The following is a 23,889-nucleotide window of genomic DNA, read 5'->3' on the forward strand; positions in this document are numbered from 1 at the left end:
TTCCCTTCAGGGTCCTAGGTGGCGCGCAGGCTCAGCCGCTTCTTGAACGCGGCCGCTTCCAGGACTTCCCGGTTGATCACAAACTCCGGGGTTCGGCCGTTGGCCACATCGACAATGGCGCGCACGCAGCTGCCTCCGTTTCCCAGCGACATCTCGTCCGTCCAAGACAGGCAGTGAGGGGACAGCGTCACGTTCGGCAGGCCGATGAGCTCGTTGGCTACCGGCTCCTCTTCGAAGACGTCCAGCCCGGCGCCGGCAATTGTGCCGCTGACCAGCGCCGCAATAAGGTCCTGCTCGTTGATGATGGGACCGCGCGCCATATTAATGACGACGGCGGTGGGTTTCATCCGTTCCAGGAGTGCGGCATTAACGATGTGCCGGGTCTGGTCGGTCAGGACTGCCATCACAATCAGTGCGTCGCAACACTCGGCCAGGTCCGCCAGCTCCATGAGTTCGACGCCGAGCGCGGCGGCACGCTCCGGGGGGCAAAAGGGATCGTATCCGAGGCACCGGACGCCAAACGACTGGAGCAGGCGGATCAGTTCCCCGCCGGTGTTCCCGACGCCCAGGAGGCCGATGGTCTTCCCTGACAAGCCCGTCCCCATGAACCCCTCCCGCAGATCCCAGCGCTGTTCCTGGACCAGGCGGTCCTTGGTCACGGTGTGGTGCATCACGGAGTGCAGCATGGACAATGTGGCGGTGGCAACCGGTCCGCGGGCGCCGTCGGGAGTAATGGTTGCCACGGTTCCCGCGGCCGTGCAGGCCTTGAGGTCGACGGCGTCGAATCCGACGCCGAACCGTGCCAGGATCAGTGGGGGATTGGCAACCCCGGCGAAGGAATCCGCCGTCACGGCCGGGGCGGCGTAAAGGATTGCGTCGTACTGCTCCATCTGGGCCGGCGTCAGTGCTGCCGCCGTGTCCTGCATGTACTCCCAGTCCAGGCCTGCGTCGTCAAGTCCGGTGAGGCCGATATCGCCCCAGACGTTCTGTCCGGAGGGGTCAAGGAAATCAGGGGAAATGCCTACGGTGAACTTCATTAGAAGACCGCCAAAGGGTTAACGGGCGAACCGGTGCCGCGGGGGATGTTGAGTGGAGCCACCACGAACATGAACCGGTAGCGGTCCTCCTCGGCGCAGGCCGCGCCGAGAGCTTCGAGATCGAGGTTGTCCAGGAGAGGCAGCCCCATGGCGGTGATCGCCAGGATGTGGATGGGGGAGTGAATGCCAGGGGTGGGGGAGGGCCGCACGTCCGAATCGCCGTCGCCGCCGAGTACGCTGATTCCGCGCTCCGCCAGCAGTGGCATGCAGTCAACGTGAAGGCCCGCGCTCAGGTCCGAGGAGTCCCAGATTCCCAGTTCGCTTGCACGCCGGAAGTGCCCGGTGCGGATCAGGACGGCGTCGCCGGCTGTGATTTTCACTCCAAGCTTTGCTTCCGCCTCCAGAATGTCGGTTGCCCGGATTGCGGTACCGGGCTCAAGCCACGGCACGTCAAACAGGACAGTGAAATCCAACAGCACGGCGGGAGTAACGAGCGAGCCGAGTGCACTGACGGAGCCGAAATCAGCTCCGGCGGCGGTAACCACGTCCTTGGAGGTCTGCCCTTCATAGAGCAGGCCTTTGTAGGCGATGTGACTCAGTGCGTCCAGGTGGCTGACGGCCTTGCCGTGATAGTCAACGCCGATGAAGTCCTTATTGCAGGATGGTTCCGGAGCCTCACGGATACCGAGATCCGTCATGTAGTGGAGCGCGGGGTTGGCGTTGGAGGGCCCGCTAACGGTATTCCAGGGCAATGCAGTCGGAACCACCCGCCCGCTCCGGACCAGGGAGGCTGCTTCCACGACGGAGGCAGGAGCCACCGTTTGCCAGGCTCCCGCGGACGGATCGCTGTAGGTGCCCCAGGTCTTTACCTCTTCGAAGACCTCCTCGAAGCGGGCTTGATCCACTGCTGGCCCGTTATTGGCTGGCTCTCGATAGAGTGAGGTTGCCCTGATGTCGTCCGCGCACACGGTGTACTCCTTGAAATTTAGGGACCGTCCTGGAATCCGGTCTGTTGCCTCCAACAGGAAGGCCAGACGGCCATGAGATGCCACCGGTCCTGCGAAGGAGATGGGAGGGGGTGACTCGGCAATGATAAGCCAATATACTGGCCGAAAGTCAATATCTTGGATTAGGGGAAGCGAAACATGGCGACAGAAACTACTGCAGGCACACAAAGCTCCGTGCCGGCCATTACCCGGGCCATGGCCATCCTTGACCTCATCGCCGAGGCAGGACAGGCGGGCGTCAGCGTGCCGGAGATTGCCAAGTCGATGGATCTGGCCAAGTCCTCCACCGCCAACATCGTTGCGGCTTTAGAGGGTGAAGGCATGCTGCGGCGCACGGATGGCAGGTTCACACTGGGCCGGCGAATCCTGTCCCTGGCAGGGGACTACCTCCGCTCAGCGGACCAACTCTCGGAGTTTTATGCGCTCTGCCGCCGCTCCAAGCTCATCTCACGGGAGGCGGCGCGCCTCGCATTGCTGGACGGAACCGACGTCCTGTACCTGGCCCGCTACGAAGGAACCAACCCCATCAGGCTGACGGCAAACATCGGCGACCGCTATCCGGCCCACGTCACGGCGACCGGAAAAGCCGTACTTTCCACGCTTCCTGACGCCGTGGTGGAGGACCGCTACCGTGGCAAGTCCTTTGTCGCCTTCACCCCCAAGTCGTTGACAAGTGTCCCGGAACTGCTGGCCGAACTGCAGGCATCGCGGCGCCGCGGCTACTTCATGGACGACGAAGAAACCACTGTCGGCGTGGTCTGCTTCTCGGTCCCCGTGGTGGATATCCCAGGGGAACCTGCCCAATTCGCCATCAGCGCGACGCTCCTCAAGGCGCGCGCCGACGAGCTGAAACACGAGGACATTGTGGGCGAGCTGCAGCAGATTGCCCGGGCCCTGGCCAACCCGCTCAGTTCACACTCCCTCTAGCCCGCCAAGATCCCTCCGGCACATACCCAACTGCGACAGTTCACTGCTGCGGTTAGCGCACGCGTGCCCTGATTTCCCGGCCTTCCCTTCGCCCAAGCCCCCATGCGGAAGACATGTAGCGACCAACTCTCAATCCACCCTTGACCAATATGTTGACTTTAGTACAGGATATTGGTCAGCAGGTCATTGATGACCACCCAGAAATTTACGCAGCACTGGGGCTGCAAGGAGCGAACATGGGACTCAACCCTCCCGCGATGCCGCTGATTCACATTGAAGAATTGTCCAAGCGGTTCGGAGTGAACGCAGCTCTAAAGGACGTCAACCTCACCCTGGAAGCAGGCAGCATTCATGCACTGCTCGGCCAGAACGGGGCCGGCAAGTCCACCATCATCAAGATTCTTTCCGGGCTCTACACACCCACCAGCGGCCGCGTAACGGTGGCAGGGCACGCCCTCGGAACCCCCGAGGCCACCGCCACCATGGCCTTCATCCATCAGGACCTCGGCTTGGTGGACTCCATGACCATTGCAGAGAACATCGCATTGAGCACCGGGTTTGGCCGTTCCGGCGGTTTCATCTCCTGGCGCCAGGTACGTGACGACGCCGCTGAGGCCCTTCAGACAGTGGCGTCCCATCTGGAACCTAACCGCTACGTCTCGGAATTGAGCCGGGCGGACAAGTCGCTGGTGGCGATCGCCCGGGCTCTGGCCTCCAACGCCTCGGTGATCGTCCTGGATGAACCCACCGCAAGTCTTCCCGCGGCAGATTCGCGTCGGCTCTTCGATGTGCTGGAAAAGCTGCGGAGCCAGGGCCACGGGCTGCTGTACGTCAGCCACCGGCTCGATGAAGTGTTCGCCATTTCAGATACCGTCACAGTCCTGCGTGACGGCCGCCTGATCCACAGCGGACTCATTGCTCAGAAGTCTCCGCGCGAGCTCGTCGTGGATATTGTGGGCCGCAAGCCAGTCAGCTACACCTCGGGAAGCGGTGTTCAGCAGGACGTTGAACGGCTGGAAGTACATGAGCTGACCACCTCGCAGACACAAGCTCTCTCCTTTACAGTTCACGCCGGCGAAGTCGTCGGAATGGTGGGACTGACCGGTGCAGGGCACATGGAACTCGGGAGGGCATTGGCCGGGGCGTGCAGGATCACCTCGGGCAGCGTGAAGCTCGATTCCAAGGACTATCAGCCGCGGACGCCGTCGGAAGCTGTTGACTCCGGCGTCGGCTTCGTCACCAGCAACAGGATGGAAGAGGGCTGCGCCCCGGAGCTGACGCTCCGCGAAAACTTCCTGCCCAACCCCGCCATCCGCTCCAAGAACCCTTTTACCTGGACCAGCCCAAAGACTGAACGGAAGCTGGCCGGAGAACTCGTGGAACGGTACGGAGTCAGGCCGGCACTCACCGAGGTGGCCATCGCCACGCTTTCGGGCGGCAACCAGCAGAAAATCATGATCGGCCGCTGGCTAAGCACCCGGCGAAAGCTCATCATCCTCGAGGAACCCACCGCTGGGGTGGACGTCGGCGCCAAGGCTGACATCTACACCCTGCTGGAGGAATCGCTGGCGGGCGGGCTCGCCGTCCTGATGATCTCCACAGACTTCGAAGAAGTCGCCAACGTCTGCCATCGGGCACTCGTTTTTGTCCAGGGAACAGTCACAGCCGAGTTGTCTGGCGCCGACCTGTCCATTGCAAACCTCACCGCGGCGGCCTCCGGTGCTGCTCTGACTTCGGAGTAATCCTCACATGAACCAGCTAAAGACCAACAGCCAGCGCGGCGGTGCCGCCCACCTTCTGGGGCCCTACGGACTTGTAGTCATCCTGGTGGTCCTGTTCGCGGTGTTTGCCCTGATCCTGCCGCAAACGTTCCTGTCGGGCCGGAACTTCAACGCCATCCTCAGCAACCAGGCCATCCCGGCCCTGCTGGCACTCGGCGCCATGATCCCCATCGCCACCGGTAAGTTCGATCTGTCCATCGGCTACGGCCTGGGCCTCTCCCACGTGATCGTCCTCAAGCTCATTGTCGACGGCAACATGCCGTGGGGTCTGGCAGCACTCGTAGCCATCGGCGTGATGGCGTTGGTGGGTGTCGTCAACGGGCTGCTGGTCGAATTCGGCCAGATCGACTCCTTCGTGGCGACCCTCGGAACGGGAACGGTGCTGTATGCCATCACCGGAGCCATCACTAACGGTGCACGTGTTGTGCCAGGCGATGGCGGACTGCCGGTTTCCTTCAAGGACCTCTACGATTCCAAGATCGCCGGGGTCCCCATCGTCGCTGTGTACCTGCTGGTGGTCGCCGTGATCCTGTGGATCCTGTTTGAACGCCTGCCGCTGGGACGCTACTTCTACGTGCTTGGATCCAATCCCCGAGCCGCTGCGCTGATCGGCATCCCCACCAAGCGGTACTCCATCTACGCATTCGCCTTCTCCGCCGTGGTTACTGGAGTGGCCGGTGTGCTCCTTGCTTCACAGCAGCAGATCGGTAACCCCAGTGTCGGCATGGACTATCTGCTGCCGGCCTTTGTGGGAGCGCTGCTGGGCGCCACCGCCATCAAACCCGGGCGGGCCAACGTGATCGGGACCCTGGTTGCGGTCATCACCCTGGCCATCGGCCTGGCCGGCATTTCCCAGTTGGGCGCACAGTTCTGGGTCACTCCGCTCTTCAACGGCGTCACCCTGCTGATCGCCGTCGGCCTTGCCGGTTACTCCGCCCGCCGCAAACTCCGTGCCGGTGCCGTGGCCGCCCCGCCGCCCACCCTTCCCGGAGCGGGCGACGACGGATCCCCGGCTCCCGCCGGCCCGCTCGCTGCCGCCGCACCGGAGCCCAAACCAGCTCCTTCCGCAGCACCCGCCCCCGCGACTACCTCTCTCTGACACACCTCTCAACAAGAACCATCTCAGGCACTTCCCACTGACTGAAAGGCTTCACCATGTCCAACTCTGCTCCCCGACTGCTGCTTGCGGCCGGTGCCATTATGGCCCTGGGGCTCACCGCTTGCACCAGCGGCTCCTCTGAATCCGCTGCAGCCGGTGCAACCGCAGCTTCGGCGGAAAGCGGCTGCACCGACGTCGTCGCATCCGCTAAGAAAGCCGTAGACACCGCCAGCAAGTCAGATGCCGCTTGGGACGGTCCCACCACCGGCCCCAAGGCCGTCGAGGGGAAGACACTGGTCTACGTTGCCCAGTCCATGACCAACCCCGGCGTCGCCGGAGTTGCCAAGGGCCTGCAGGAAGCCGCGGCCGCCATCGGCTGGAACGTCAAGGTCATCGACGGACTCGGAACCCCCGCCGGGATCCAGAGCGCATTCAGCCAGGCCCTCACCACAAAGCCCGACGGCATCGTCATCGGCGGTTTCGATCCCAAGACCACTGCCGCCCAGGTTGCCGAGGCCAACGCCGCCAAGATCCCGCTGGCCGCCTGGCAGGCTCTTTCCACTCCGGGTCCCAGCACTGAACCGCTGCTCTTTACCAACATCACCACCAAGGTTGAGGACGTTGCAAAGATCAGTGCCGACTTTGTTATCGCCAAATCGAACGGCAATGCCGGCGTCGTGATTTTCACTGACTCCTCCATCCCCTTTGCTGAGGGGAAATCGCAGATGATCAAGAAGGAACTGGAAACGTGCTCCGGGATCAAGGTCCTGGAATACGACAATGTTCCGCTCTCCGATGTAAGCGCACGGATGCCGCAGGAAGTGTCCTCCCTTCTGAGCAAGCACAACGAAGCCTGGACCTACTCCGTCGCCATCAATGACGTCTACTACGAGAACGCGGCAGCCGCCCTGCGTGCCGGCGGCGTGAAGGCAGACGGCGCTCCCTTCAACGTTGGGGCGGGCGACGGCGACTCCTCCGCACTGCAGCGCATCAAGGCGGGCGAGTACCAGACAGCCACTGTGCCGTCCCCGCTGAAGTCAGAGGGATGGCAGATTGTGGATGAGCTGAACAGGGCATTCAACAACCAGCCTGCCAGCGGCTACGTCCCGCAGATCCACGTCTCCACCAAGGAGAACACCACGGCAACCGATGCGTGGGATCCGGTAGGTTACCAGGATGCCTACCTCAAGATCTGGGGCAAGTAGTCCCGGGCAAGCCCCCGGAACGTAAGCGTTACACAGCAAATACGGGCCTCGGCCCGGGAACCAAGGTTGGAAATTGAACTACGATAACAACCCGCAGGCCTCTGGCTCGGCGAAGAGCAAGGTCACTCCGGTGACCTATACGGCACGCTGTGCCGGCTTCGTCGGGCTGGGCTTGATGGGTGCCCCCATGGCCGCGAACCTCCTCAAGGCCGGCTGGACCGTCACCGCCTGGAACCGTTCCACAGCCGCCGTCGATGACTTCTTGCAGCTGGGTGGAGCCAGTGCCGCCAGTGTCGCGGACCTCCGGGACCAGCCGGTGATCATCTTCATGCTTCCGGACCTGTCCTTCATCGAGGAGGCGGCGTCCGGACTCCTGGATGAATGGAGGTTGGCGCCGCCTGAACCCGGAACGCTGGTGGTGGTCATGAGTAGCGTGTCGCCCGTGGGCGTGCAGGCCTTCGGCCTTGCTGTGGCCGAAGCGAGCGCCGGGAACGCCACCGTGCTCGATGCACCGGTGAGCGGCGGAACAGAAGGGGCGCAACGCGGGAACCTGGCCATTATGGCAGGCGGTTCCGAGGAAAACTTTGCTCGGCTACTGCCCGTTTTCGAGGCAATGGGAACCACTGTGAGGCGGCTCGGCGAACTCGGGGCCGGTTCCCTCGCAAAGGCATGCAACCAGTTGATCGTGGGAACCACGTCGGCGGCGCTCGCCGAGGCTGCCGAACTCGCGGAACGCTCGGGCATGGACGTCGGAGCGCTCTTCGAGGTGCTGTCGGGAGGGCTGGCCGCGAGCCGCGTCCTGGATTTCGTCGGCCCCCGGCTTGCAGCCCAGGACTACGCACCCACGGGACCGGCCAAGTTCATGCACAAGGACCTGTCGTTTGTTCTGGAGAGTGCCGCCGCCGTGAACGCCGCCGTACCGATGGCGTCCGCCGGCGTCGAACTCTACGCAAAGCTCAAGGCGCAAGGCCTGGGCGACCTCGATCTGGCCGTAGTACGGCAGACTATTGCAAACCTCAGCGCTGCCTCTGGCACCAGCACAGCCGGAACCAACAGTGCCGGAACCAGCACAGCCGGAACCAACAGTGCCGGAACCAGCACAGCCGGAACTACCACTGCCAGCACTGCCGGCGTTATCGATACTGTTCAGGAGACAACACCATGAGTTCACTTTTTGACTTGACCGGGCGCACTGCCCTGGTGACGGGATCGAGCCGGGGGATCGGCAACGCACTTGCCCGTGCACTGGCCGACGCCGGCGCCACCGTTGTGCTGAACGGTATCAACGAGGAGCGGCTCAAGGCAGCCGAAGCCGCCATGGCTGCCGATTTTGCCCCGGGCCGGATCCACAGCTGCGCTTTCGACGTGACGAAGGATAGCGAAGCGGCACGCGGGGTGGCCTGGGTGGAAGAGAACGTGGGCCCGCTCGAAATCCTGGTCAACAACGCCGGGATCCAGCACCGCGTGGCCATGCTCGACCTCAACGTCAAGGACTGGGAGCGGGTTCTCACCACGGACCTCACCAGCGCCTTCCTCGTGGGCCGTGAAGCTGCGCGCTTTATGATCCCGCGGGGCCACGGCAAGATCATCAACATCTGTTCAGTTCAGACCGATCTGGCGCGCCCCACCATCGCGCCGTACATCGCGGCCAAGGGCGGGCTGCGGAACCTCACCCGCGCCATGACGGCGGAGTGGGCGGCGTCAGGGCTTCAGATCAACGGCATCGCTCCGGGCTACATCCACACCGAGATGACCCAGAACCTGGTGGACGATGAACAGTTCAACGCCTGGATCCTGGGCAGGACTCCGGCCCGCCGCTGGGGCACCGTGCAGGACCTCGCCGGCCCGGCGGTGTGGCTGGCATCGGATGGGTCCAACTTCGTCAACGGCCAGACCATTTTCATCGATGGCGGAATGACGGTGGTGGTCTGATGAATACTTCCACCGGACTTACCCCGACCCTTCCCTTGGCCGGACTTCCCGAAACGGGTCCCGCCGTCGTCGCACACGCCGCCGGTGATCTCCGGATCGAAAATATCCCCCTCGCGTCACCACAACCCGATCAGGCTGTCGTCGAAATAGCTTATGGCGGCATCTGCGGCTCGGACCTGCATTACTGGCTGCATGGTGCAGCCGGAGAGTCGGTGCTCAAAGCGCCGATGGTGCTGGGGCATGAAATCGTGGGTGTGGTGGTCCGCGCGGCGGCAGACGGAACAGGTCCAGCAGAGGGCTCCGCTGTTGCTGTGCATCCGGCGACGCCGGGACCGGGCACAGGTCCCGGCGTCGTCAGGTACCCGGAGGACCGGCCCAACCTCTCACCGGGCTGCACCTACCTTGGCAGCGCCGCGCGGTTCCCGCACACGGACGGTGCATTCAGCCGCTACGCGAACCTGCCATCCCGGATGCTGCGGGTCCTTCCCTCCGGACTGGATCTCAAAACGGCGTCCCTGGTGGAACCAGCCAGCGTGGCGTGGCATGCCGTGTCCCGGGCCGGCGATGTCCGAGGCAAGACTGCCCTGGTAACCGGCAGCGGCCCCATCGGAGCGCTGGTAGTGGCCGTGCTCAAGCGTGCTGGAGCAGCCCGGATCGTGGCGGTGGACATGCACCGCAAACCCCTCGAGATCGCACAGGCAGTCGGGGCTGATGCAGTGCTTGAGGCAGGAGATGCCGAGGCGATCGCGGCCGTGGAGGCCGACGTCGTTATTGAATCCTCCGGCAGCCACCACGGCCTGGCCTCGGCCATCAAGGGCGCGGTCCGTGGCGGGAAAGTGGTGATGGTTGGCCTGCTGCCGTCCGGGCCCCAGCCGGTGCTGATTTCCCTGGCCATCACACGGGAGCTTGAACTGCTGGGATCGTTCAGGTTCAATGACGAGATCGACGACGTCATTGCCGCGCTGGCCGACGGGTCCCTGTTCGTGGACCCCGTCATCACCCACGTCTTCCCGCTGGAGCAAGGCCTTGCAGCGTTCGAAACGGCGAAGAATTCCGCCGAGTCGGGCAAGGTGCTGCTGAGTTTCGCGCCGGAATCCTCAGCCGGCGAGGCGGCCTCGTGACTGCCAACCGTCCTATGGTGGTTATGGGCGTTTCCGGCAGCGGCAAAAGCGTACTGGGACAAGCCCTTGGACAAAGCCTGGGGATCCCCTTTATCGATGCGGACGACCTCCATCCCGCATCCAACAAGGCACTGATGGCCGCAGGCACCCCGCTCACCGATGAGGACAGGATTCCCTGGCTGAACGTGGTGGCGGCGACCATTGCTGCGGGAGTCAGCGAGGGGAATCCGAGTGTTGTCGCCTGCTCGGCGCTCAAACGCTCCTACCGCGACCTGCTGCGGAGCCAGGTGCCGGATCTGCTCCTGATCTACATCGACGGCGCAGCGGAAATCATCGCCCGCAGGCTTGAAACGCGGGAGCACGAGTTTATGCCCGCAACGCTTCTGGCTTCCCAGCTCGCCACGCTGGAACCGCCCCAGGCCGACGAAGCCCACCTCAGGGTTCCGGCCGAACTGACGGTGGAGGAGGCCGTGGAGCTGATCCGGAACACCCTGGATTTATCCTCGGCCGCTCCGCCGCGCTGACACCGGCGGGCTGAGCTTGGCGGTGGGCCGTCTGGCGGAGGCGCGCGCACGGGGCGTTGTCCAGTTCCGGTTGGCCCTCCAGTGGACCGGGTCAGGGAACTGGAAACGGAATTACGACGGCGGACCGGGCTGCGCCGGTGCGTGGTGGCCACAAACAAACCCCGCGCGCTGTACGGGACTTCGAGCAGGCTTGGCTACGTTGCGGCACGGCCGGAGCGAGATCCGGGGACGCAGCCCGAGTGGGGGAGGGCAGCGGACCGAACACGGCGCAGCTGATCGCTGGTCGTCTGGGTGCTGTTATCCGGCCGCTTCCGGCAGCTTTTGTCTACAAGTCCGGCACCGCCAGGGACGCGGCACTGCATTCGGAGCTGGTCCAGGATTCCTTGCACCTGGGTCCGCAATGTGATGTCGAGGATACCCCTGCGATGCTCGGAATCGGGTTTGCTGAACTGCGTCAGATCCCCCAACGGATCGCCGTCGCCGTCGGCCGGCACAAGATAGCTCCCATTGCCGCTGCCAGCAGCGGTGGCATGATCTCCGAACTGGTCACAGATCATGCCACCGCTGCTGACTTGGTGACCTGGCCCCAGGCCTAGCAGGCAGAGACTCAGGCGGCCCGATTCCTCAACCGCCAGCGGGTGCGTTGCGGACCGTTGGAGTGGGTGATCCGGCGGCCTGCCATTCGGCGAAGCTCACGGCACGGTTCATGCCAGGGCCCGCGTAGTAGACGGTGGGGGACCCGTAGTCCTTGTAGAACTGGTCTCCCTGGATCCTCTGCACAGCTGCGGGTGTCGGGAAGGCTTCGGCTTGCCACTCAGCATACCCAAGAGGGCGGCCGGCTCCGTTGGTGACGTTGGACATCCGGGCGATTTCCGGTGCCCAGGTCAGCTTCAGGAACCCTTCAGCGGACCGGTGTTCGAAGGGACGCAGCCCGGAAGCTTGCCATTCGGGATAGGTGAGTTTGTGGGTCACCCCGTCTTCGCCCTTGACGAAGATTTCAGACGAGGTGCGCCACTGGTAGTAGTAGCTTCCCTTGATCCACCCTGCGATGCGCGGGGAGGGCTGGCCGGCGCTCAGCCATTGCTGGTATGACAGTCGCTTCCAGAGCCATGCGTTTTCCCCGCCCGGGAAGAACATCACCATGTAGATGGAAGGGGACCACGGGTACTTTACGAAGTCCGTCGGGACCAGCGTGGGCGGCTGCTGCTTGTAGGCGCTCGTCCACTTTTCGTAGCTCAGCGGGACAGGGGTCACGTTCACGAGTTCATAGATGGTGGGGTCATAGGCAGACTTGAACAGCGGCCAGAGCTCTGGCGTGGGGGTGGGGGTGGGGGTGGGGGTGGGGGGTGCCACCGGCGGCTGGTCAAGTTCGCCCCCCGAGTAAAGGAACGCCTGGGTGGCAGCCCAGCTCTTCCCATCTACTGTCGGGCCGGAGATTGTGGCAGGTGTACCGCCGGCGACTGCTGTTTTGGCGTTCCATGCCCAGCGCTTGAGCACGCCCGTGGAATCTGCAACATAGAGATTCGCGCCGTCCAGCATCAGCGACCTGGTGGCCGACCAGGCAGGACTGCTTGCATTGCTCGGCGCCACGAATTGCTCTGCGCCGATGACGTTGATCTCCGTGCTGAAGTGCCGGTAGTAGAGTCGGGAATCGCCGCTGAGGGTGTAGTACATCCGTGAGGTCGCGGTGTCGTAGAACATTCCGGTGATCTTGGTGACGTTGGCCGGGAAATCCGTCAGGCCGCGTTGATCGATGACGGACGCCGTGCCGAAGGTGGTTCCGTCGAATGTCTGGACGCGGAACGTTCCGTCAGTCCGGCCGCTGTACAGCTTGTTGTCAATCATGAACGTGCCGCGCATTGAGCCGAGGGGCTGGCTGGTCGCCATCACTGAGGAAGCCGTCACGGCTGTGCCGCTGAAGCTCCTCTGGATGAGGGAGGTCGGGGGCAATGCGGTGCCGTTGTCGTCGGTTGCCGCGCCGGCCAGGAAGACCGTTCCGGGGAGTTCGCCCGGGTAATCAGGGAGCAGCGGCGTACCGCCTTGGACCGGCATAAATGCCAAGCGGCCGTGATACTGGAAATTCGAGATGCGGTCGGTGTCACTGCCGATCCAAAGGCCGGTGTCGGTGGCCACAAAGCTGTAGACGCCATAGCCGCGGGTGCGGCCGGGGTTCCACGCGAGGGGCAGGCCGTTCCGGACGTCGACGGCGGCAAGCCCCATCCGCTCCACTGCCCCGGGGCCCGCGCTACCCCCGGCGAAAGGATTGTTGAGCCAGCGCTGATGCCCGCCGAGGTAAACGGTGGTTTGGGTGACGGCAACGCGCGTCAGGGTATCGCCGCCGGTGTAGTCAACCCACGTGGGTTTTACGTCCGAACCGCCGGCCCCTATCTCAAACCTGGCCGCGGTGTCACAGAGGGTGTTGGCGTAGTACCCGCCGGTGGTGACGATGACGAAATACTTCCCGTCAGGTGAGATATCGACATCCCTCATATAGCTGTCAAATGCCAGGCTGCATGCGGGGGCATATCCCTCGGTGGACCAGTTGGCGAGTGATGTGGGAGAGGTAGTGAGGTCTGCCATCAGGATCTGTTTGCGGGACTGGCCATTGGCCATGGTGAAGTTGCCGATGCCCACCATGCGTCTCCCGTCAGGGGTGATGTCCATGCGGGACATCTGCAGCGCACCTTGCCTAGGAACACTAATGTCCAGGCTGACGTTCGGCGCCAGGGCACCGGTGCTCGGGTTCACTGCAGCGAAAAGTGACCGGGCAGTTGGCCCTGCATTCATGAAGCGGCCGGCGAGGTACAGCAGCCCGTTCCGCAGGCGCATCTGGTTCACGCGGCCGTCAAAGGCAGGAGGCGCAAATGACGTGTCCTGCTGGCCTGTGAAGACATTGATCTTGGCGAGGCCGCGGGCCGTCACACCGTTGACTGAATTGAAGGAACCTGCGATCCAGACATGCACGCCGTCACCCACAGCCAGTACATCCATAATCTCGCCAGTGAGCGCCACATTCAGATCGGTGATGCTGTTGGCGCTGTTGAACGCGAAAATGTTTGTGCGCGCTATTTCGGTGGTACTGGAATCGTTTCGGACCCTGGTGAAGTTTCCGGTGGCCACCGTCAGATCGCCTACCTGCGCGAAGCCGGCCACGTAGCCATCCAGTACGTGCGGGGTTCCGCGCTTGGCGTTCGCGCTGACCACCACATTCTGGGTCCCGGGCTGAACAGCGGCAGCCTGTGATAGCGGAATCAGCGCCAAGAATCCGGCACATAAGGCCGCGGCAACGACTGATCCCCAAACAACCATCCAGGGCGGAGCCGTGCCTGTGCGCTCGTAGGGAAAGTCTGCCTGCGCCGTGGTCCGCTGTCGCTGCACGTTTCCTGCTCTCGTAGCCCCTATTGCTGGACATCCTTCTCCAGGTCCGCCTGGCGTAGCCGGAGCCAGCATTGAGTATGAGAAGTATTCACTCCGCGACCAACCGAGGAGAACACGTAGTAATTCCGTCCTCGTGGGAGCTGGGGCAGGTAGTTTTTAGGAGGATTAAGTGGTGGCATGGCGGCAAGGACGTGCGAGTCCCGGCGAACGTGAGGTGCAGCGGGAGCGTGTCCGGATCAAAGAACATGGTCGCTGGTTTGTCCACTGCAAAATCAGCGGAACGTGAGTGAGTTCAATGTTGGGCCAGTGAGCAAGGGGACTCGAATGGAGTTCCCCTCGCCGGGCGCACCGAATCATCGCTGGAAGCCCGCTTTTTTCATCGACCTTAACGGATTCTTCGATCTCCCTTGGAAAGTTCCTAACTGTCGTCCTGCAAAAGTGGATACACCCGGGACCCAAACCAGCCAATAAACAGACGATCTATGAGGAGAAGTTATGTCCCGTTCTTCAGTCAACACACGCACTAAGGTCCTTGCCGGTGGCGTCACCGCCATAGCAGTGGTCGGCGGCCTTTTCGCCGCAGGCAGCGCCGAGCACTTCGCTGCCGCCCGCTGGCTAAGGAGACCCATTAAAAGCAGCCGGCACCACACAATGTATGCGGTGCCGGCCTTGCGAGATGTGATGGAGGGTCCGGGTTTTTCCTGCAGGATGTGATGGAGGGTCCGGGTTTTTCCTGCAGGATGTGATGGAGGGTCCGGGTTTTTCCTGCAGGATGTGATGGAGGGTCCGGGTCAGATGCCCAGCTCGGCCCTCAGCTTCTCAACGTGGCCCTGGGCCTTGACCTGGTACTCGGCCAGCTTCACTTTGCCCTCGGGGTCCAGCACAACTGTGGAGCGGACGATGCCCTCGCGGACCTCGCCGTCGATCAGCTTCTCTCCCCACGCGCCGTAGGCCAAGGCCACGGAGTGGTCCTCGTCAGCCAGCAGGGGGAACGTCAGGGAGAAATCGCCCGTGAAGCGGGAGAGCTTTTCGGGGGCGTCCGGAGACACCCCCAGCACCTCGTAACCGGAGCCCTTGAAGGACGCAAGATTGTCGCGGAAATCGCAGGCCTCGGTAGTGCAGCCAGGGGTCGCAGCTTCGGGGTAGAAGTAAACGATCACGTTTTTGCCGTGGTAATCCGACAGCGAGATCTTGTTGCCGTCAGCGTCGAGCAGGCTGAAATCAGGGGCCTGCGATCCGGGCTGCAGCTTGTTGATCAGGTTCGGGCTCATAGTGGTCCTTAAGGAGATTACTTGGAATCAATCATAATAAGTGAAACCGGTGGTCGTCTCTGAGATCAACTCCGCCGTCACATGCAGTATTCCTCAGGCCCGTTACAGCCATTCCAAAACCGCTCTTGTCAGACGCCGCCCCGGCGGATCAACCGGCCCCGAGGACTCCTGAAGTCCACAAGGTTGCCGCGCAGGTAGGTCCGGCGGATTACACCGGAAAGCTCCCGCCCGTCGTAGGGGGTGATGGGGTTCTTGTGCTTCAGTCTGGAGGCGTCCACGACGAACCGTTCGTCCGGGGCGAAGACGGCGAAATCGGCGTCGCGACCCGCTGCGATCTGCCCCTTATCCCGCAGCATGACAAGTTCCGCAGGCTTTGCAGCCATCCAGGAAATCACCTGTTCCAACGGGATGGCTCGCCGCCGCGCTTCGGTCCAGATGAGGGACAGGCCCAGCTGAAGCGAGGACACCCCGCCCCAGGCCACCGCGAAGTCTCCGTGTTCCAGGTCCTTCAGGTCAAGGGTGCTGGGGGAGTGGTCCGAGGCGATGAAGTCGATGGTTCCGTCCAGCAGGCCGTCCCAGAGGCGTTCACGGTTGGAGGCCTCCCGGATGGGCGGGCAGCACTTGAAGGCGGTGGCGCCGTCGGGAATTTCCTCGGCAGTGAGCGTGAGGTAGTGGGGGCATGTCTCGGCGGTGAGGCGGACGCCGTCGCGCTTTGCGGCGGCAATCAGGGGCAGCGCGTCCGACGACGACAGGTGAAGTATGTGCGCGCGGGCGCCGGTCCGGCGGGCCCGTTCGATCACCTCGGTGATGGCCCGGTTCTCGGCAGCGCGGGGGCGGGAGGCCAGGAAGCCGGAGTAGCTGGTGCCCTCGGCGCCGGGTGCCTCGTCGATGGTGTGGGGGTCTTCAGCGTGGACGATCATGACCGAATCGAAGGACTTGAGCTCGGCCATGTCCTCTTCCATCTCGTCCGCACCCAGCTGAGGGAATTCGTCCACCCCGGAGTACAGCAGGAAACACTTGAAGCCGAAGACACCCTCGGCATGCAGCGGCCGCAGGTCAGCCTTGTTGCCGGGGATGGCTCCTCCCCAGAACCCCACGTCCACAAAGGCCTGGTCTGCGGCGGCTTCGCGTTTGAGTTTCAGAGCCTCAACCGTGGTGGTGGGAGGAATGCTGTTGAGCGGCATGTCGATGATGGTGGTCACGCCGCCTGCCGCTGCGGCGCGGGTGGCAGAGGCGAAACCCTCCCACTCCGTACGGCCCGGCTCATTGACATGGACGTGGGTGTCCACAAGGCCTGGGATAAGGGTTTCATCTTCGGACAGCTCCACCATTTCAGCGCCGGCCAAGCCATACCCCAGCGGCTCGACAGCCATGATCTTTCCAGCGCGGACGCCTACTTCCCGCGGCGCTGTTCCGTCGGGGGTCAGTACGAGTTGGCCACGGATCACCAGGTCAAAGGTCTCATCAGTCACGCAGGTCTCCTTCAGGCTGGCCTTCTACCCACGTGTCTACCCTGCTTTGGGGCCAGGTCAAAGCGGGCCACTGCAGTTAAACAGCAGTTAAACAGTTCCGTCCCGCCGCCGTAGCGTCGTGGAAACACCCGGAGCCTAGCGTGACTTATGACCACAGCGGCGTTCCCGAATGCCGCCCCCACAACGATTGGCGGCCTCGATGAAAATCCCACTCACTGCGGAGACCCTGACTAGGGACACCACGGTTCCGGCGAAGAAACCGCTCTATAAGTCCCTGTTCCTCCAGCTCCTCATCGCAGTACTCCTGGGCATCGTGATCGGGCACTTCTGGCCAAACCTCGGTTCCACTCTGCGCCCGTTGGGTGACGGGTTTATCCAGCTCATCAAGATGATCATTGCCCCGCTGATTTTCCTCGTGATCGTCACAGGCATCTCGGCGGTGGGCGACGTCAAGGCAGTGGGCCGGGTTGGTGTGAAGGCCCTGGTGTATTTCACCGGTGCCACGCTGTTCGCGCTGGTGTTCGGCCTGATCGTGGCCAACATAGTCCAGCCTGGGGCCGGGCTGAACATTGATCCGGCCACGTTGTCCCAGGACGCACTGAACGCCAAAACATCCGCTGCCCCGCCCAGCGACGCCGGGCAGTTCATCCTGGGCATCATTCCCACCAGCGTTGTGGGCGCCTTCGCCTCCAACAGCCTCCTCCAGGTGCTGTGCTTCTCTGTGTTCTTCGGCGCAGCGATCGTGGTGGTTGGCAGGGAGCGGTGCATGCCCGTGGTCAGCCTCCTGGAAACAGTGCTGGAGCTTTTCTTCAAAATCATGGGCTGGGTCATGCGGGTTGCGCCGATCGGGGCGTTCGGAGCCATGGCATTCATCATCGGGCAGTACGGCCTGGGCTCCCTGAGCACCTACGCGCTGCTCATCGCTGCCTGCTACGGGGCCGCCATCATCTTCATCGGACTACTTTTCGTCGTCGCGTGGGTCTACCCGCGGGTGCCGCTGTGGCAATTCATTAAGTACTCCCGCGAGGAGTTCCTGCTGGCCCTCGGCACTGCGTCCACTGAATCAGTGCTGCCGCGCATCATGACCAAGCTGACCAACGCCGGCTGTTCACGCGCCACCACAGGACTGGTGGTTCCCACCGGTTACTCGTTCAACCTCGACGGCGCCGCGCTCTACCTTTCAATTTCCCTGCTGTTCCTGGCCCAGGCATTCGGCCACAACCTGGATCTCGGCCAGCAGCTTGCGGCCCTGGGAATCCTTATGCTCACGTCCAAGGGCATGGCCGGCGTCCCCGGATCGGCGTTCCTGGCGCTCTCGGCAACGGCCGGCGCGCTTGGCATCTTCCCGGTGGCAGGTGTCGCACTCCTGCTTGGGGCTGACCGCCTGATGGATTCGATGCGCGTGGTGGTCAACCTTTTGGGGAACTGCGTTGCGACGTTTGTGGTGGCTAAGTGGGAGGGGCAGTTCGACCGCGAAGCCATGCTGGCGGCGTTCCAAACCAATCCCTCTGCGGAAGATCGTGAGGTTGAAGAGGCGGCTGAGGACGCGGTTCAAGCAGGCAAGAAATCCTCTTCTGCCGCCGGAGTAAATGGATCGGCGGACGGTGCTGTGCCGGAGGTGGCCCTATTGAAATAGGGATCCTGACTTAGCTTCTCTGCTACTCTGGCGCCAATATTCCGGCTGCCTGAGGATCCTCAAGATGAAGCTTGACTTTAGTGCCCTGGCTCAATGGCCTGGAAACCTCTCCGCAAGTAGGGCAGTCTGATGGATCCCCTCAGCACTGTGCGCCAGCGACTGGTGAATCAGCGTTTGGCGGGGGAGCCCTTCTCCGATGCGGCGGAGGCGGTCCGCTGGCTCGGGGCCGTGCAGGCGCAGGAGTTCGCCGAGGCCAAGTGGTCTTTGGCCGAACGTACGAACGGTTGCACGGATGCCGACGTAGAGGCCGCCTTCGCCCGGGGTGACATCATCAGGACACACCTGCTGCGGCCCACCTGGCATTTCGTTGCCCGCGAGGATCTGCGCTGGATGCTGAGGTTGAGCCGTCCGCGTGTTCACGCGCTCAACCGCCACTGGTACGGCAAATTTGGCGCCAGCCCTGAGCTGCTCATTCGGTCCCACGAAGTCTTCGCCCGGACTCTCGCCGGCGATGGTCCCCTGACCCGGCGGGAACTGGTGGAACGCCTGGCGCAGGACGGCATCGAGACAAGCGGTCCTCAGCTTGCCTACTTCCTTATGTACGCGGAGCTCGAAGAGCTCATCTGCAGCGGCCCGCGTCGCGGCAAACAGCACACTTATGCCCTGGTCGATGATCGTGTGCCGGTGACCGCGCTGGATGACCGGTCGCGTGAGTCAGCGCTCGACGAGCTCGCACTGCGCTACTTCCGGAGCCACGGTCCAGCCACGGTCAGGGACTTCACCACCTGGTCGAGCTTCACTGTTGCCGATACCAAGGCAGCTCTCCAACGCCTCAACGGACAGCTCGAGTGCATCAACGATGAGGATGGGAGCAGCTGGTATTCAGTGCCTGCTGCTGGTGTGGTTTCGCCGAGGCTTACAGGGGCATTCCTCATCCCGATGTTCGATGAAACCGTGGTCGCCTACCAGGACCTGCGCGTCGTGCTCGCTCACGAGCCGTCGCGGCCCGGGCTGTTCCTGGACCGGGCCATTGTGATCGACGGCCGCACTGTGGGCAGCTGGAAAAGAACCATAAATGGACGTTCGGCGGTCGTGGAAGCGACGCTCTTCCTAGCCCTTACCAGGCGGGAGGAAGAAGCGCTTGACCAGGCGGTCCACCGCTTCGGACGCTTCCTGGAAATGGAGGCCACGGTCAAACTGCAATTGGCCCCCTCAGTCACCCCAGAGTAAGTCGTTAGGGCCGGTCGCTGCCACGCCCCAACAGTGCGGATGCGTTTGCGGCAACGATGAGGATTATGCCTGCCCACTCGATGACTCCGAGCGCTTCATGGAGTGCAACCGCTCCTATGAATGCCGCAAAGACCGGGTTGATGCTCATGAGGATTCCGAACAGGTTTGCGCGGACCCGCCGTAAAGTGATGAGGTCCGCAACATACGGCACCACCGACGCCAGCACCCCGGCACCAACCGCGCAAAGGATAGTAAAGGCATCCGGGCGGTGGGTCAGGAAGATCGTGATGCCGACCGGGAGGAACAACACGGCGGAGACCCCTGTTGCGGTTGCGGTGCCGTGGATCCCTGGTATGCGTGCGCCGACTGTTTGGTTGAGCACTATATAAGCGGCCCAGCTGCAAGCGGCCGTGAGAGCCAGCCCTACCCCCAGATAGTCAGTGGAGGCCTCGGGCTGCGTGATGGCCACGACTCCGGCTCCCGCGATGGCTGCGCACGCTGCGCCGCCTTTGGTCCTGCAGGAAAGCAGGGCGATGGCCAGGGGCCCAAGGAATTCTAGGGTCACGGCCAGACCAAGGCCGATTCGTTCTACCGCCGCGTACAGGGAGAGATTCATCGTCGAGAAGACGGCCGCGAGCAGAAGAACGGGCCACCACTGGTGCCGCGTCAGAGTCCAGACCCGTGGCCTCACGATTGGCAAGAGTACCGCGGCAGCGATGAGCTGCCGTACGGCGACCACACCCATCGAACCAATGACCGGAAATGCGAGCGAACCGCTGGCCGCACCCAATTGCGTTGACAAGGCGCTGGCCACAAGTATCGCGGCCCCGGCTGCACGCCCCTGGCTTGCGGTCTCGTTTTTACTCATGAAGGGAGTTTGGGACAGAAATCAATATTCACATAATGCATAAAATGGGGAGTTATGCGTCCAGCGCATGAATATACTGGACCATGAACCTGGAACTGCGACACCTGCGTTCCCTGATAGCAGTAGCCCAAGCAGGGAGTTTCACCGATGCCGCCATCGAGCTGGGAATTTCCCAAGCGGCGGTGTCCCGGAATGTCGCTGCCCTGGAGGCTTGCCTGGGTGTTCGGCTGCTTCACCGGACCACCCGCAGTGTCGAACTGACCCCCGCAGGGGAGCGGGCCATGCGTCCGGCGCGCCGGGCCCTCTCCATTCTGGCGGACCTCCAGCAGGAGGCGCTATCCGGTGGAAGTACAGTCCGGATCGGGTATGCGTGGGCTGCTTTGGGAAGGCACACTCCTGAATTTCAGCGCAGATGGGCCGCTGCCTTCCCGCACACCGAACTCCGCCTCACCAGGATAAACGCTCCAACCGCGGGATTGGCAGAAGGAACAAGCGATTTTGCAATCCTGCGGCGTGTGCCTGATACAGCCGCCTTCGATCTCGTTCTCATCGGTGTCGAGAAACGCTATTGTGCCATGGCGGCGGAGGATCCTCTGGCCGGAAAGCGGAGCGTTACCTTGGCACAGGTCAGCAGGGCGCCGCTGGCTATCGACGTGCGTACCGGAAGCACGAGGCTGGATCTATGGCCCGAAGGGGAACAGCCCGCCCGGACGGTGGTCACGGAGGATGTAGACGATTGGCTTACGGTGATCGGAAGCGGCAAAGCCCGGGGTGTGACCCCGGAATCGACTGCCCATCAATACCGGCGCCGTGGTCTTGTCTACCGTCCGGTTCGTGACGCAGCTCCGGTTCCCGTCTATGCTGCCTGGTCCAAAGCTGACCCGCCCGCCGCGCGTAAGGAAGTCATCGAAATCCTCGCGGGCCTCTATTCCTGAGTGCGCCGTTGAGGTGCAGCTGCTTCATTAGGGGTCCAGCGTCGGGTCAAAGGGTTGCCAGGAGGCCCGCCGTTTGCTCAAGCGCGCCCGGCACCAGCGAGTAGTACGCCCATGTGCCGCGCTTTTCCCGGTGCAGCAATCCGGCGTCGACCAGGATCTTCAGGTGATGGGAGACGGTGGGCTGTCCCAGGTCCAAAGGCTCCGTAAGGTCGCAGACGCATGTTCCGCCCTCACTGCCGGCCTTGACGATCGAAAGCAGGCGCAGCCGGTTCGGATCAGCAAGCGCCTTGAAGGCCAATGCCCTCTGCTGGGCGTCCTCCGCGTTCAGAATCATTTCGCCTGAAGGCTCGCAGCAGGTGTCCGACGCCGTCACCTCGAGAGTTCGCAGAGAGTTCATAGACCAATTATGCACGTAGATTGACATCCGTCGATATGTCCGGTGATACTTCCATATCGACATCTGTCAATTTAGCTCCCTTATCCTTCGGCCAGCCGCCGAGATCAGAAAGAGGACATCATGGAGTCATCGAAGACCCTTCCCGTTGCCGTCATCGGCGCCGGTCCGGTTGGCCTTGCCGCCGCAGCGCACCTGCTGGAGCGTGGTCTGGAACCGATGATCCTCGAAGCGGGAGCCTCCGCTGGTGCTGCCATCGCACAGTGGCGCCACATACGGCTGTTCTCACCCTGGCGGTTTAATCTCGACGCCGCAGCCGTCCGTCTCCTTGAAGCCTCCGGCTGGGAATCCCCTCGCCCCACAGCCCTCCCCTATGGCGGGGACCTCGTCGACGGATATCTGGCACCGCTGGCGGCCCTTCCCGAGATCGCTTCACGCCTGAAGACCGGTGCGCGTGTCACAGCGGTCACCCGGCAGGGCATGGACAAGACCCACACCCGGAACCGGGACACCACACCTTTCATCGTCCGGGTGGAGCACCACGGCGGCGGGACCACTGACTACCAGGTCGCCAGCGTGATCGACGCGTCCGGTACCTGGTCCACCCGCAACCCGCTGGGAACGTCAGGGCTGTCCGGCATCGGCGAAGAAGCGGTTGCGTCCCGGATTTCTTCTCCTCTTCCGGACGTTCTGGGCCGGGACCGATCAACCTTTGCCGGGCGCCGCGTGCTGGTGGTCGGGGCCGGCCACTCGGCGGCGAACACCCTGATCAACCTCGCCGACCTTGCGAAAGAAGAACCGCGCACCCGGATCCTGTGGGCTGTGCGCGGCGCCTCCGCAGAGAAGGTCTACGGCGGCGGTGACGCAGACGGACTTCCGGCACGCGGCCAGCTCGGTTCCCGGCTCCGCCGCCTCGTGGAGGCCGGAACCATCGAACTGAGCACCGGATTCGGAATCGCGGCTCTGAAGGATTCCGACGACGGCGTGACGGTCACCGCTCTGGATGGCCACGCCATCGAAGCTGACGTCGTCGTTCCTTGCACCGGTTTCCGCCCTGACCTGAAGATCCTCCGGGAACTCCGGCTAAACCTGGACCCTGCCGTCGAGGCACCCCTGGAACTCGGGCCGCTCATCGACCCCGAGTTCCACTCCTGCGGCACCGTTCCCCCGCACGGCGCCCGGCTCCTGGCTCATCCGGAGAAGGACTTCTACATTGTGGGCATGAAGTCCTACGGGCGTGCGCCCACGTTCCTGCTGGCCACCGGGTACGAACAGGTCCGCTCAGTCGTCGCTGCCCTTGCCGGGGACTGGAAAGCCGCAGACACAGTGCAGTTGGAACTTCCGGAAACCGGCGTCTGCTCCAGTGGTGCCGGGACCAGTTGCGACGCGCCGGACATGACACTCGAGGAGACCGAGCCGGTCTGCTGCGGCACTTCCGAGCCTGTGCTCGTAGGCTTCCCCACAGGCCTCTCCCATGGCCGCGTCGGGGACCAGTAACCCGAGTATCCATCCGCGGGCCGATCCACCTGAAACAGCCTCCGTTGGAACACATCAAGGCAAGGAAGAATCAAGGCATGACCGATAACACCAATACATTCAGTGAGCCGTTCAGCGGGCCACACAGCAAGACCCCGAGTGTCCTGTTCGTCTGCAGCAAGAACGGCGGCAAATCGCAGCTTGCCGCCGGGCTCATGAATCAGCTTGCCCAAGGGACCGTCACAGTCCATTCTGCCGGCACCAAGCCAGGCCAATCCCTGAATCCGCAGTCCGTGGAGTCCCTGGCCGAGCTCGGCATTGACATCGCAGGCGAGCATCCCAAGCCGGTCACCGATGAGGTCCTGGACGCTGCCGACGTCGTCGTCATTCTTGGCAGCGAGGCAAAGCTGGAGCCCCGTGAGGGGAAGCGATTCGAAGTGTGGGAAACGGACGAACCCTCCACACGGGGTATCGAAGGAATGGAACGCATGCGGCTGGTCAGGGACGATATCAAGGCCCGCGTCCAAAAGCTGTATGTGGAGCTGGCCAAGGACTAGCAGATGCCTGCCCTGGCAGTAAGGCGGACACTGGCAGCG

At 63.1% G+C, this 23,889-nt stretch carries 22 protein-coding genes; 15 read left to right on the forward strand and 7 right to left on the reverse strand.

Annotated elements, in window-relative coordinates; all coding sequences use genetic code 11:
- Nucleotides 1-14: 14 nt before the first annotated feature.
- Nucleotides 15-1,037, reverse strand: a complete 1,023-nt coding sequence (locus tag M1E05_RS03320) for an NAD(P)-dependent oxidoreductase (RefSeq protein ID WP_461164415.1) — start codon at nucleotides 1,035-1,037, stop codon at nucleotides 15-17.
- Nucleotides 1,037-2,005: a cyclase family protein gene (locus M1E05_RS03325; protein WP_461164416.1), complete on the reverse strand. Its 969-nt coding sequence runs from the start codon at nucleotides 2,003-2,005 to the stop codon at nucleotides 1,037-1,039. Before M1E05_RS03325 ends, M1E05_RS03320 begins: the two co-directional genes overlap by 1 nt.
- A 177-nt stretch (nucleotides 2,006-2,182) precedes the next feature.
- Here M1E05_RS03325 and M1E05_RS03330 point away from each other — a divergent pair, with 177 nt between their 5' ends.
- From M1E05_RS03330 to M1E05_RS03370, 9 genes are all read left to right on the forward strand, one after another.
- On the forward strand, nucleotides 2,183-2,971 hold the full coding sequence (locus M1E05_RS03330) for an IclR family transcriptional regulator (protein ID WP_458112186.1): 789 nt from the start codon (nucleotides 2,183-2,185) through the stop codon (nucleotides 2,969-2,971).
- A 236-nt stretch (nucleotides 2,972-3,207) separates the two neighbouring features.
- Nucleotides 3,208-4,713 (forward strand): sugar ABC transporter ATP-binding protein, encoded by a 1,506-nt coding sequence (locus tag M1E05_RS03335; protein ID WP_461164417.1) that lies wholly within the window; start codon nucleotides 3,208-3,210, stop codon nucleotides 4,711-4,713.
- Nucleotides 4,714-4,720: 7 nt separating this feature from the next.
- Entirely contained in the window at nucleotides 4,721-5,851 is a 1,131-nt protein-coding gene (locus M1E05_RS03340; RefSeq protein ID WP_461164418.1) for an ABC transporter permease, read from the forward strand.
- Nucleotides 5,852-5,907: 56 nt separating this feature from the next.
- Entirely contained in the window at nucleotides 5,908-7,056 is a 1,149-nt protein-coding gene (locus M1E05_RS03345; RefSeq protein WP_461164419.1) for a substrate-binding domain-containing protein, read from the forward strand.
- Between the two features lie 175 nt (nucleotides 7,057-7,231).
- The gene (locus tag M1E05_RS03350; RefSeq protein ID WP_461165183.1) at nucleotides 7,232-8,221 is read left to right on the forward strand and encodes an NAD(P)-dependent oxidoreductase; all 990 of its coding nucleotides are present in this window, start codon (nucleotides 7,232-7,234) and stop codon (nucleotides 8,219-8,221) included.
- Nucleotides 8,218-8,988 carry an SDR family oxidoreductase gene (locus M1E05_RS03355; protein WP_461164420.1) on the forward strand — a complete coding sequence of 257 codons (771 nt, stop codon included), beginning with the start codon at nucleotides 8,218-8,220 and terminating at the stop codon, nucleotides 8,986-8,988. Before M1E05_RS03350 ends, M1E05_RS03355 begins: the two co-directional genes overlap by 4 nt.
- Nucleotides 8,988-10,109 carry an L-idonate 5-dehydrogenase gene (locus M1E05_RS03360; protein WP_461164421.1) on the forward strand — a complete coding sequence of 374 codons (1,122 nt, stop codon included), beginning with the start codon at nucleotides 8,988-8,990 and terminating at the stop codon, nucleotides 10,107-10,109. The genes M1E05_RS03355 and M1E05_RS03360 overlap by 1 nt, the downstream gene beginning before the upstream one ends.
- Complete coding sequence (locus M1E05_RS03365; RefSeq protein ID WP_461164422.1) at nucleotides 10,106-10,633, forward strand: gluconokinase; 528 nt, start codon at nucleotides 10,106-10,108, stop codon at nucleotides 10,631-10,633. The genes M1E05_RS03360 and M1E05_RS03365 overlap by 4 nt, the downstream gene beginning before the upstream one ends.
- Nucleotides 10,634-10,872: 239 nt before the next feature.
- Nucleotides 10,873-11,229: a sugar-binding domain-containing protein gene (locus M1E05_RS03370; RefSeq protein WP_458112179.1), complete on the forward strand. Its 357-nt coding sequence runs from the start codon at nucleotides 10,873-10,875 to the stop codon at nucleotides 11,227-11,229.
- Between the two features lie 28 nt (nucleotides 11,230-11,257).
- Here the strand turns inward: M1E05_RS03370 and M1E05_RS03375 are convergent, their stop codons facing one another.
- Entirely contained in the window at nucleotides 11,258-14,011 is a 2,754-nt protein-coding gene (locus M1E05_RS03375) for a hypothetical protein (protein WP_461164423.1), read from the reverse strand.
- 495 nt (nucleotides 14,012-14,506) lie between these two features.
- Between M1E05_RS03375 and M1E05_RS03380 the strand changes: the two genes are divergently transcribed.
- Nucleotides 14,507-14,725, forward strand: coding sequence for a hypothetical protein (locus M1E05_RS03380; RefSeq protein WP_461164424.1), 219 nt, complete (start codon nucleotides 14,507-14,509; stop codon nucleotides 14,723-14,725).
- Nucleotides 14,726-14,802: 77 nt separating this feature from the next.
- Here M1E05_RS03380 and bcp read toward each other — a convergent pair whose 3' ends face one another.
- Together bcp and allB are read right to left on the reverse strand one after the other, a co-directional pair.
- Nucleotides 14,803-15,282 (reverse strand): thioredoxin-dependent thiol peroxidase, encoded by a 480-nt coding sequence (bcp, locus tag M1E05_RS03385; protein ID WP_458112177.1) that lies wholly within the window; start codon nucleotides 15,280-15,282, stop codon nucleotides 14,803-14,805.
- 128 nt (nucleotides 15,283-15,410) lie between these two features.
- Nucleotides 15,411-16,754 (reverse strand): allantoinase AllB, encoded by a 1,344-nt coding sequence (gene allB, locus M1E05_RS03390; RefSeq protein ID WP_461164425.1) that lies wholly within the window; start codon nucleotides 16,752-16,754, stop codon nucleotides 15,411-15,413.
- A gap of 199 nt (nucleotides 16,755-16,953) precedes the next feature.
- Between allB and M1E05_RS03395 the strand changes: the two genes are divergently transcribed.
- Nucleotides 16,954-18,390 (forward strand): cation:dicarboxylate symporter family transporter, encoded by a 1,437-nt coding sequence (locus M1E05_RS03395; RefSeq protein ID WP_461164426.1) that lies wholly within the window; start codon nucleotides 16,954-16,956, stop codon nucleotides 18,388-18,390.
- 129 nt (nucleotides 18,391-18,519) lie between these two features.
- Nucleotides 18,520-19,620: a winged helix DNA-binding domain-containing protein gene (locus M1E05_RS03400; protein WP_461164427.1), complete on the forward strand. Its 1,101-nt coding sequence runs from the start codon at nucleotides 18,520-18,522 to the stop codon at nucleotides 19,618-19,620.
- 4 nt (nucleotides 19,621-19,624) lie between these two features.
- Here M1E05_RS03400 and M1E05_RS03405 read toward each other — a convergent pair whose 3' ends face one another.
- Nucleotides 19,625-20,488 carry an EamA family transporter gene (locus tag M1E05_RS03405; RefSeq protein WP_458112173.1) on the reverse strand — a complete coding sequence of 288 codons (864 nt, stop codon included), beginning with the start codon at nucleotides 20,486-20,488 and terminating at the stop codon, nucleotides 19,625-19,627.
- An 83-nt stretch (nucleotides 20,489-20,571) separates the two neighbouring features.
- Here M1E05_RS03405 and M1E05_RS03410 point away from each other — a divergent pair, with 83 nt between their 5' ends.
- A complete protein-coding gene (locus tag M1E05_RS03410) occupies nucleotides 20,572-21,423 on the forward strand; it encodes a LysR family transcriptional regulator (protein ID WP_461164428.1) in 852 nt (283 codons plus the stop codon).
- 46 nt (nucleotides 21,424-21,469) lie between these two features.
- Here M1E05_RS03410 and M1E05_RS03415 read toward each other — a convergent pair whose 3' ends face one another.
- Nucleotides 21,470-21,820: an ArsR/SmtB family transcription factor gene (locus M1E05_RS03415; RefSeq protein WP_458112171.1), complete on the reverse strand. Its 351-nt coding sequence runs from the start codon at nucleotides 21,818-21,820 to the stop codon at nucleotides 21,470-21,472.
- 120 nt (nucleotides 21,821-21,940) lie between these two features.
- Here M1E05_RS03415 and M1E05_RS03420 point away from each other — a divergent pair, with 120 nt between their 5' ends.
- Together M1E05_RS03420 and M1E05_RS03425 are read left to right on the forward strand one after the other, a co-directional pair.
- Complete coding sequence (locus M1E05_RS03420; protein WP_458112170.1) at nucleotides 21,941-23,314, forward strand: FAD-dependent oxidoreductase; 1,374 nt, start codon at nucleotides 21,941-21,943, stop codon at nucleotides 23,312-23,314.
- Between the two features lie 77 nt (nucleotides 23,315-23,391).
- Nucleotides 23,392-23,850 carry an arsenate-mycothiol transferase ArsC gene (locus tag M1E05_RS03425; protein WP_458112169.1) on the forward strand — a complete coding sequence of 153 codons (459 nt, stop codon included), beginning with the start codon at nucleotides 23,392-23,394 and terminating at the stop codon, nucleotides 23,848-23,850.
- The last annotated feature ends 39 nt before the right edge of the window (nucleotides 23,851-23,889 follow it).

Source organism: Arthrobacter sp. R4-81, from assembly GCF_054792365.1.

Excerpts from the sequence above, each read along its gene's own strand:
- M1E05_RS03320 (WP_461164415.1), bottom strand. The coding sequence starts at position 1,037 with ATGAAGTTCACCGTAGGCATTTCCCCTGATTTCCTTGACCCCTCCGGA.
- M1E05_RS03330 (WP_458112186.1), top strand. The coding sequence starts at position 2,183 with ATGGCGACAGAAACTACTGCAGGCACACAAAGCTCCGTGCCGGCCATT.
- M1E05_RS03335 (WP_461164417.1), top strand. The coding sequence starts at position 3,208 with ATGGGACTCAACCCTCCCGCGATGCCGCTGATTCACATTGAAGAATTG.
- M1E05_RS03340 (WP_461164418.1), top strand. The coding sequence starts at position 4,721 with ATGAACCAGCTAAAGACCAACAGCCAGCGCGGCGGTGCCGCCCACCTT.
- M1E05_RS03345 (WP_461164419.1), top strand. The coding sequence starts at position 5,908 with ATGTCCAACTCTGCTCCCCGACTGCTGCTTGCGGCCGGTGCCATTATG.
- M1E05_RS03350 (WP_461165183.1), top strand. The coding sequence starts at position 7,232 with ATGGGTGCCCCCATGGCCGCGAACCTCCTCAAGGCCGGCTGGACCGTC.
- M1E05_RS03355 (WP_461164420.1), top strand. The coding sequence starts at position 8,218 with ATGAGTTCACTTTTTGACTTGACCGGGCGCACTGCCCTGGTGACGGGA.
- M1E05_RS03360 (WP_461164421.1), top strand. The coding sequence starts at position 8,988 with ATGAATACTTCCACCGGACTTACCCCGACCCTTCCCTTGGCCGGACTT.
- M1E05_RS03380 (WP_461164424.1), top strand. The coding sequence starts at position 14,507 with ATGTCCCGTTCTTCAGTCAACACACGCACTAAGGTCCTTGCCGGTGGC.
- bcp (WP_458112177.1), bottom strand. The coding sequence starts at position 15,282 with ATGAGCCCGAACCTGATCAACAAGCTGCAGCCCGGATCGCAGGCCCCT.
- M1E05_RS03395 (WP_461164426.1), top strand. The coding sequence starts at position 16,954 with ATGAAAATCCCACTCACTGCGGAGACCCTGACTAGGGACACCACGGTT.
- M1E05_RS03400 (WP_461164427.1), top strand. The coding sequence starts at position 18,520 with ATGGATCCCCTCAGCACTGTGCGCCAGCGACTGGTGAATCAGCGTTTG.
- M1E05_RS03405 (WP_458112173.1), bottom strand. The coding sequence starts at position 20,488 with ATGAGTAAAAACGAGACCGCAAGCCAGGGGCGTGCAGCCGGGGCCGCG.
- M1E05_RS03410 (WP_461164428.1), top strand. The coding sequence starts at position 20,572 with ATGAACCTGGAACTGCGACACCTGCGTTCCCTGATAGCAGTAGCCCAA.
- M1E05_RS03415 (WP_458112171.1), bottom strand. The coding sequence starts at position 21,820 with ATGAACTCTCTGCGAACTCTCGAGGTGACGGCGTCGGACACCTGCTGC.
- M1E05_RS03420 (WP_458112170.1), top strand. The coding sequence starts at position 21,941 with ATGGAGTCATCGAAGACCCTTCCCGTTGCCGTCATCGGCGCCGGTCCG.
- M1E05_RS03425 (WP_458112169.1), top strand. The coding sequence starts at position 23,392 with ATGACCGATAACACCAATACATTCAGTGAGCCGTTCAGCGGGCCACAC.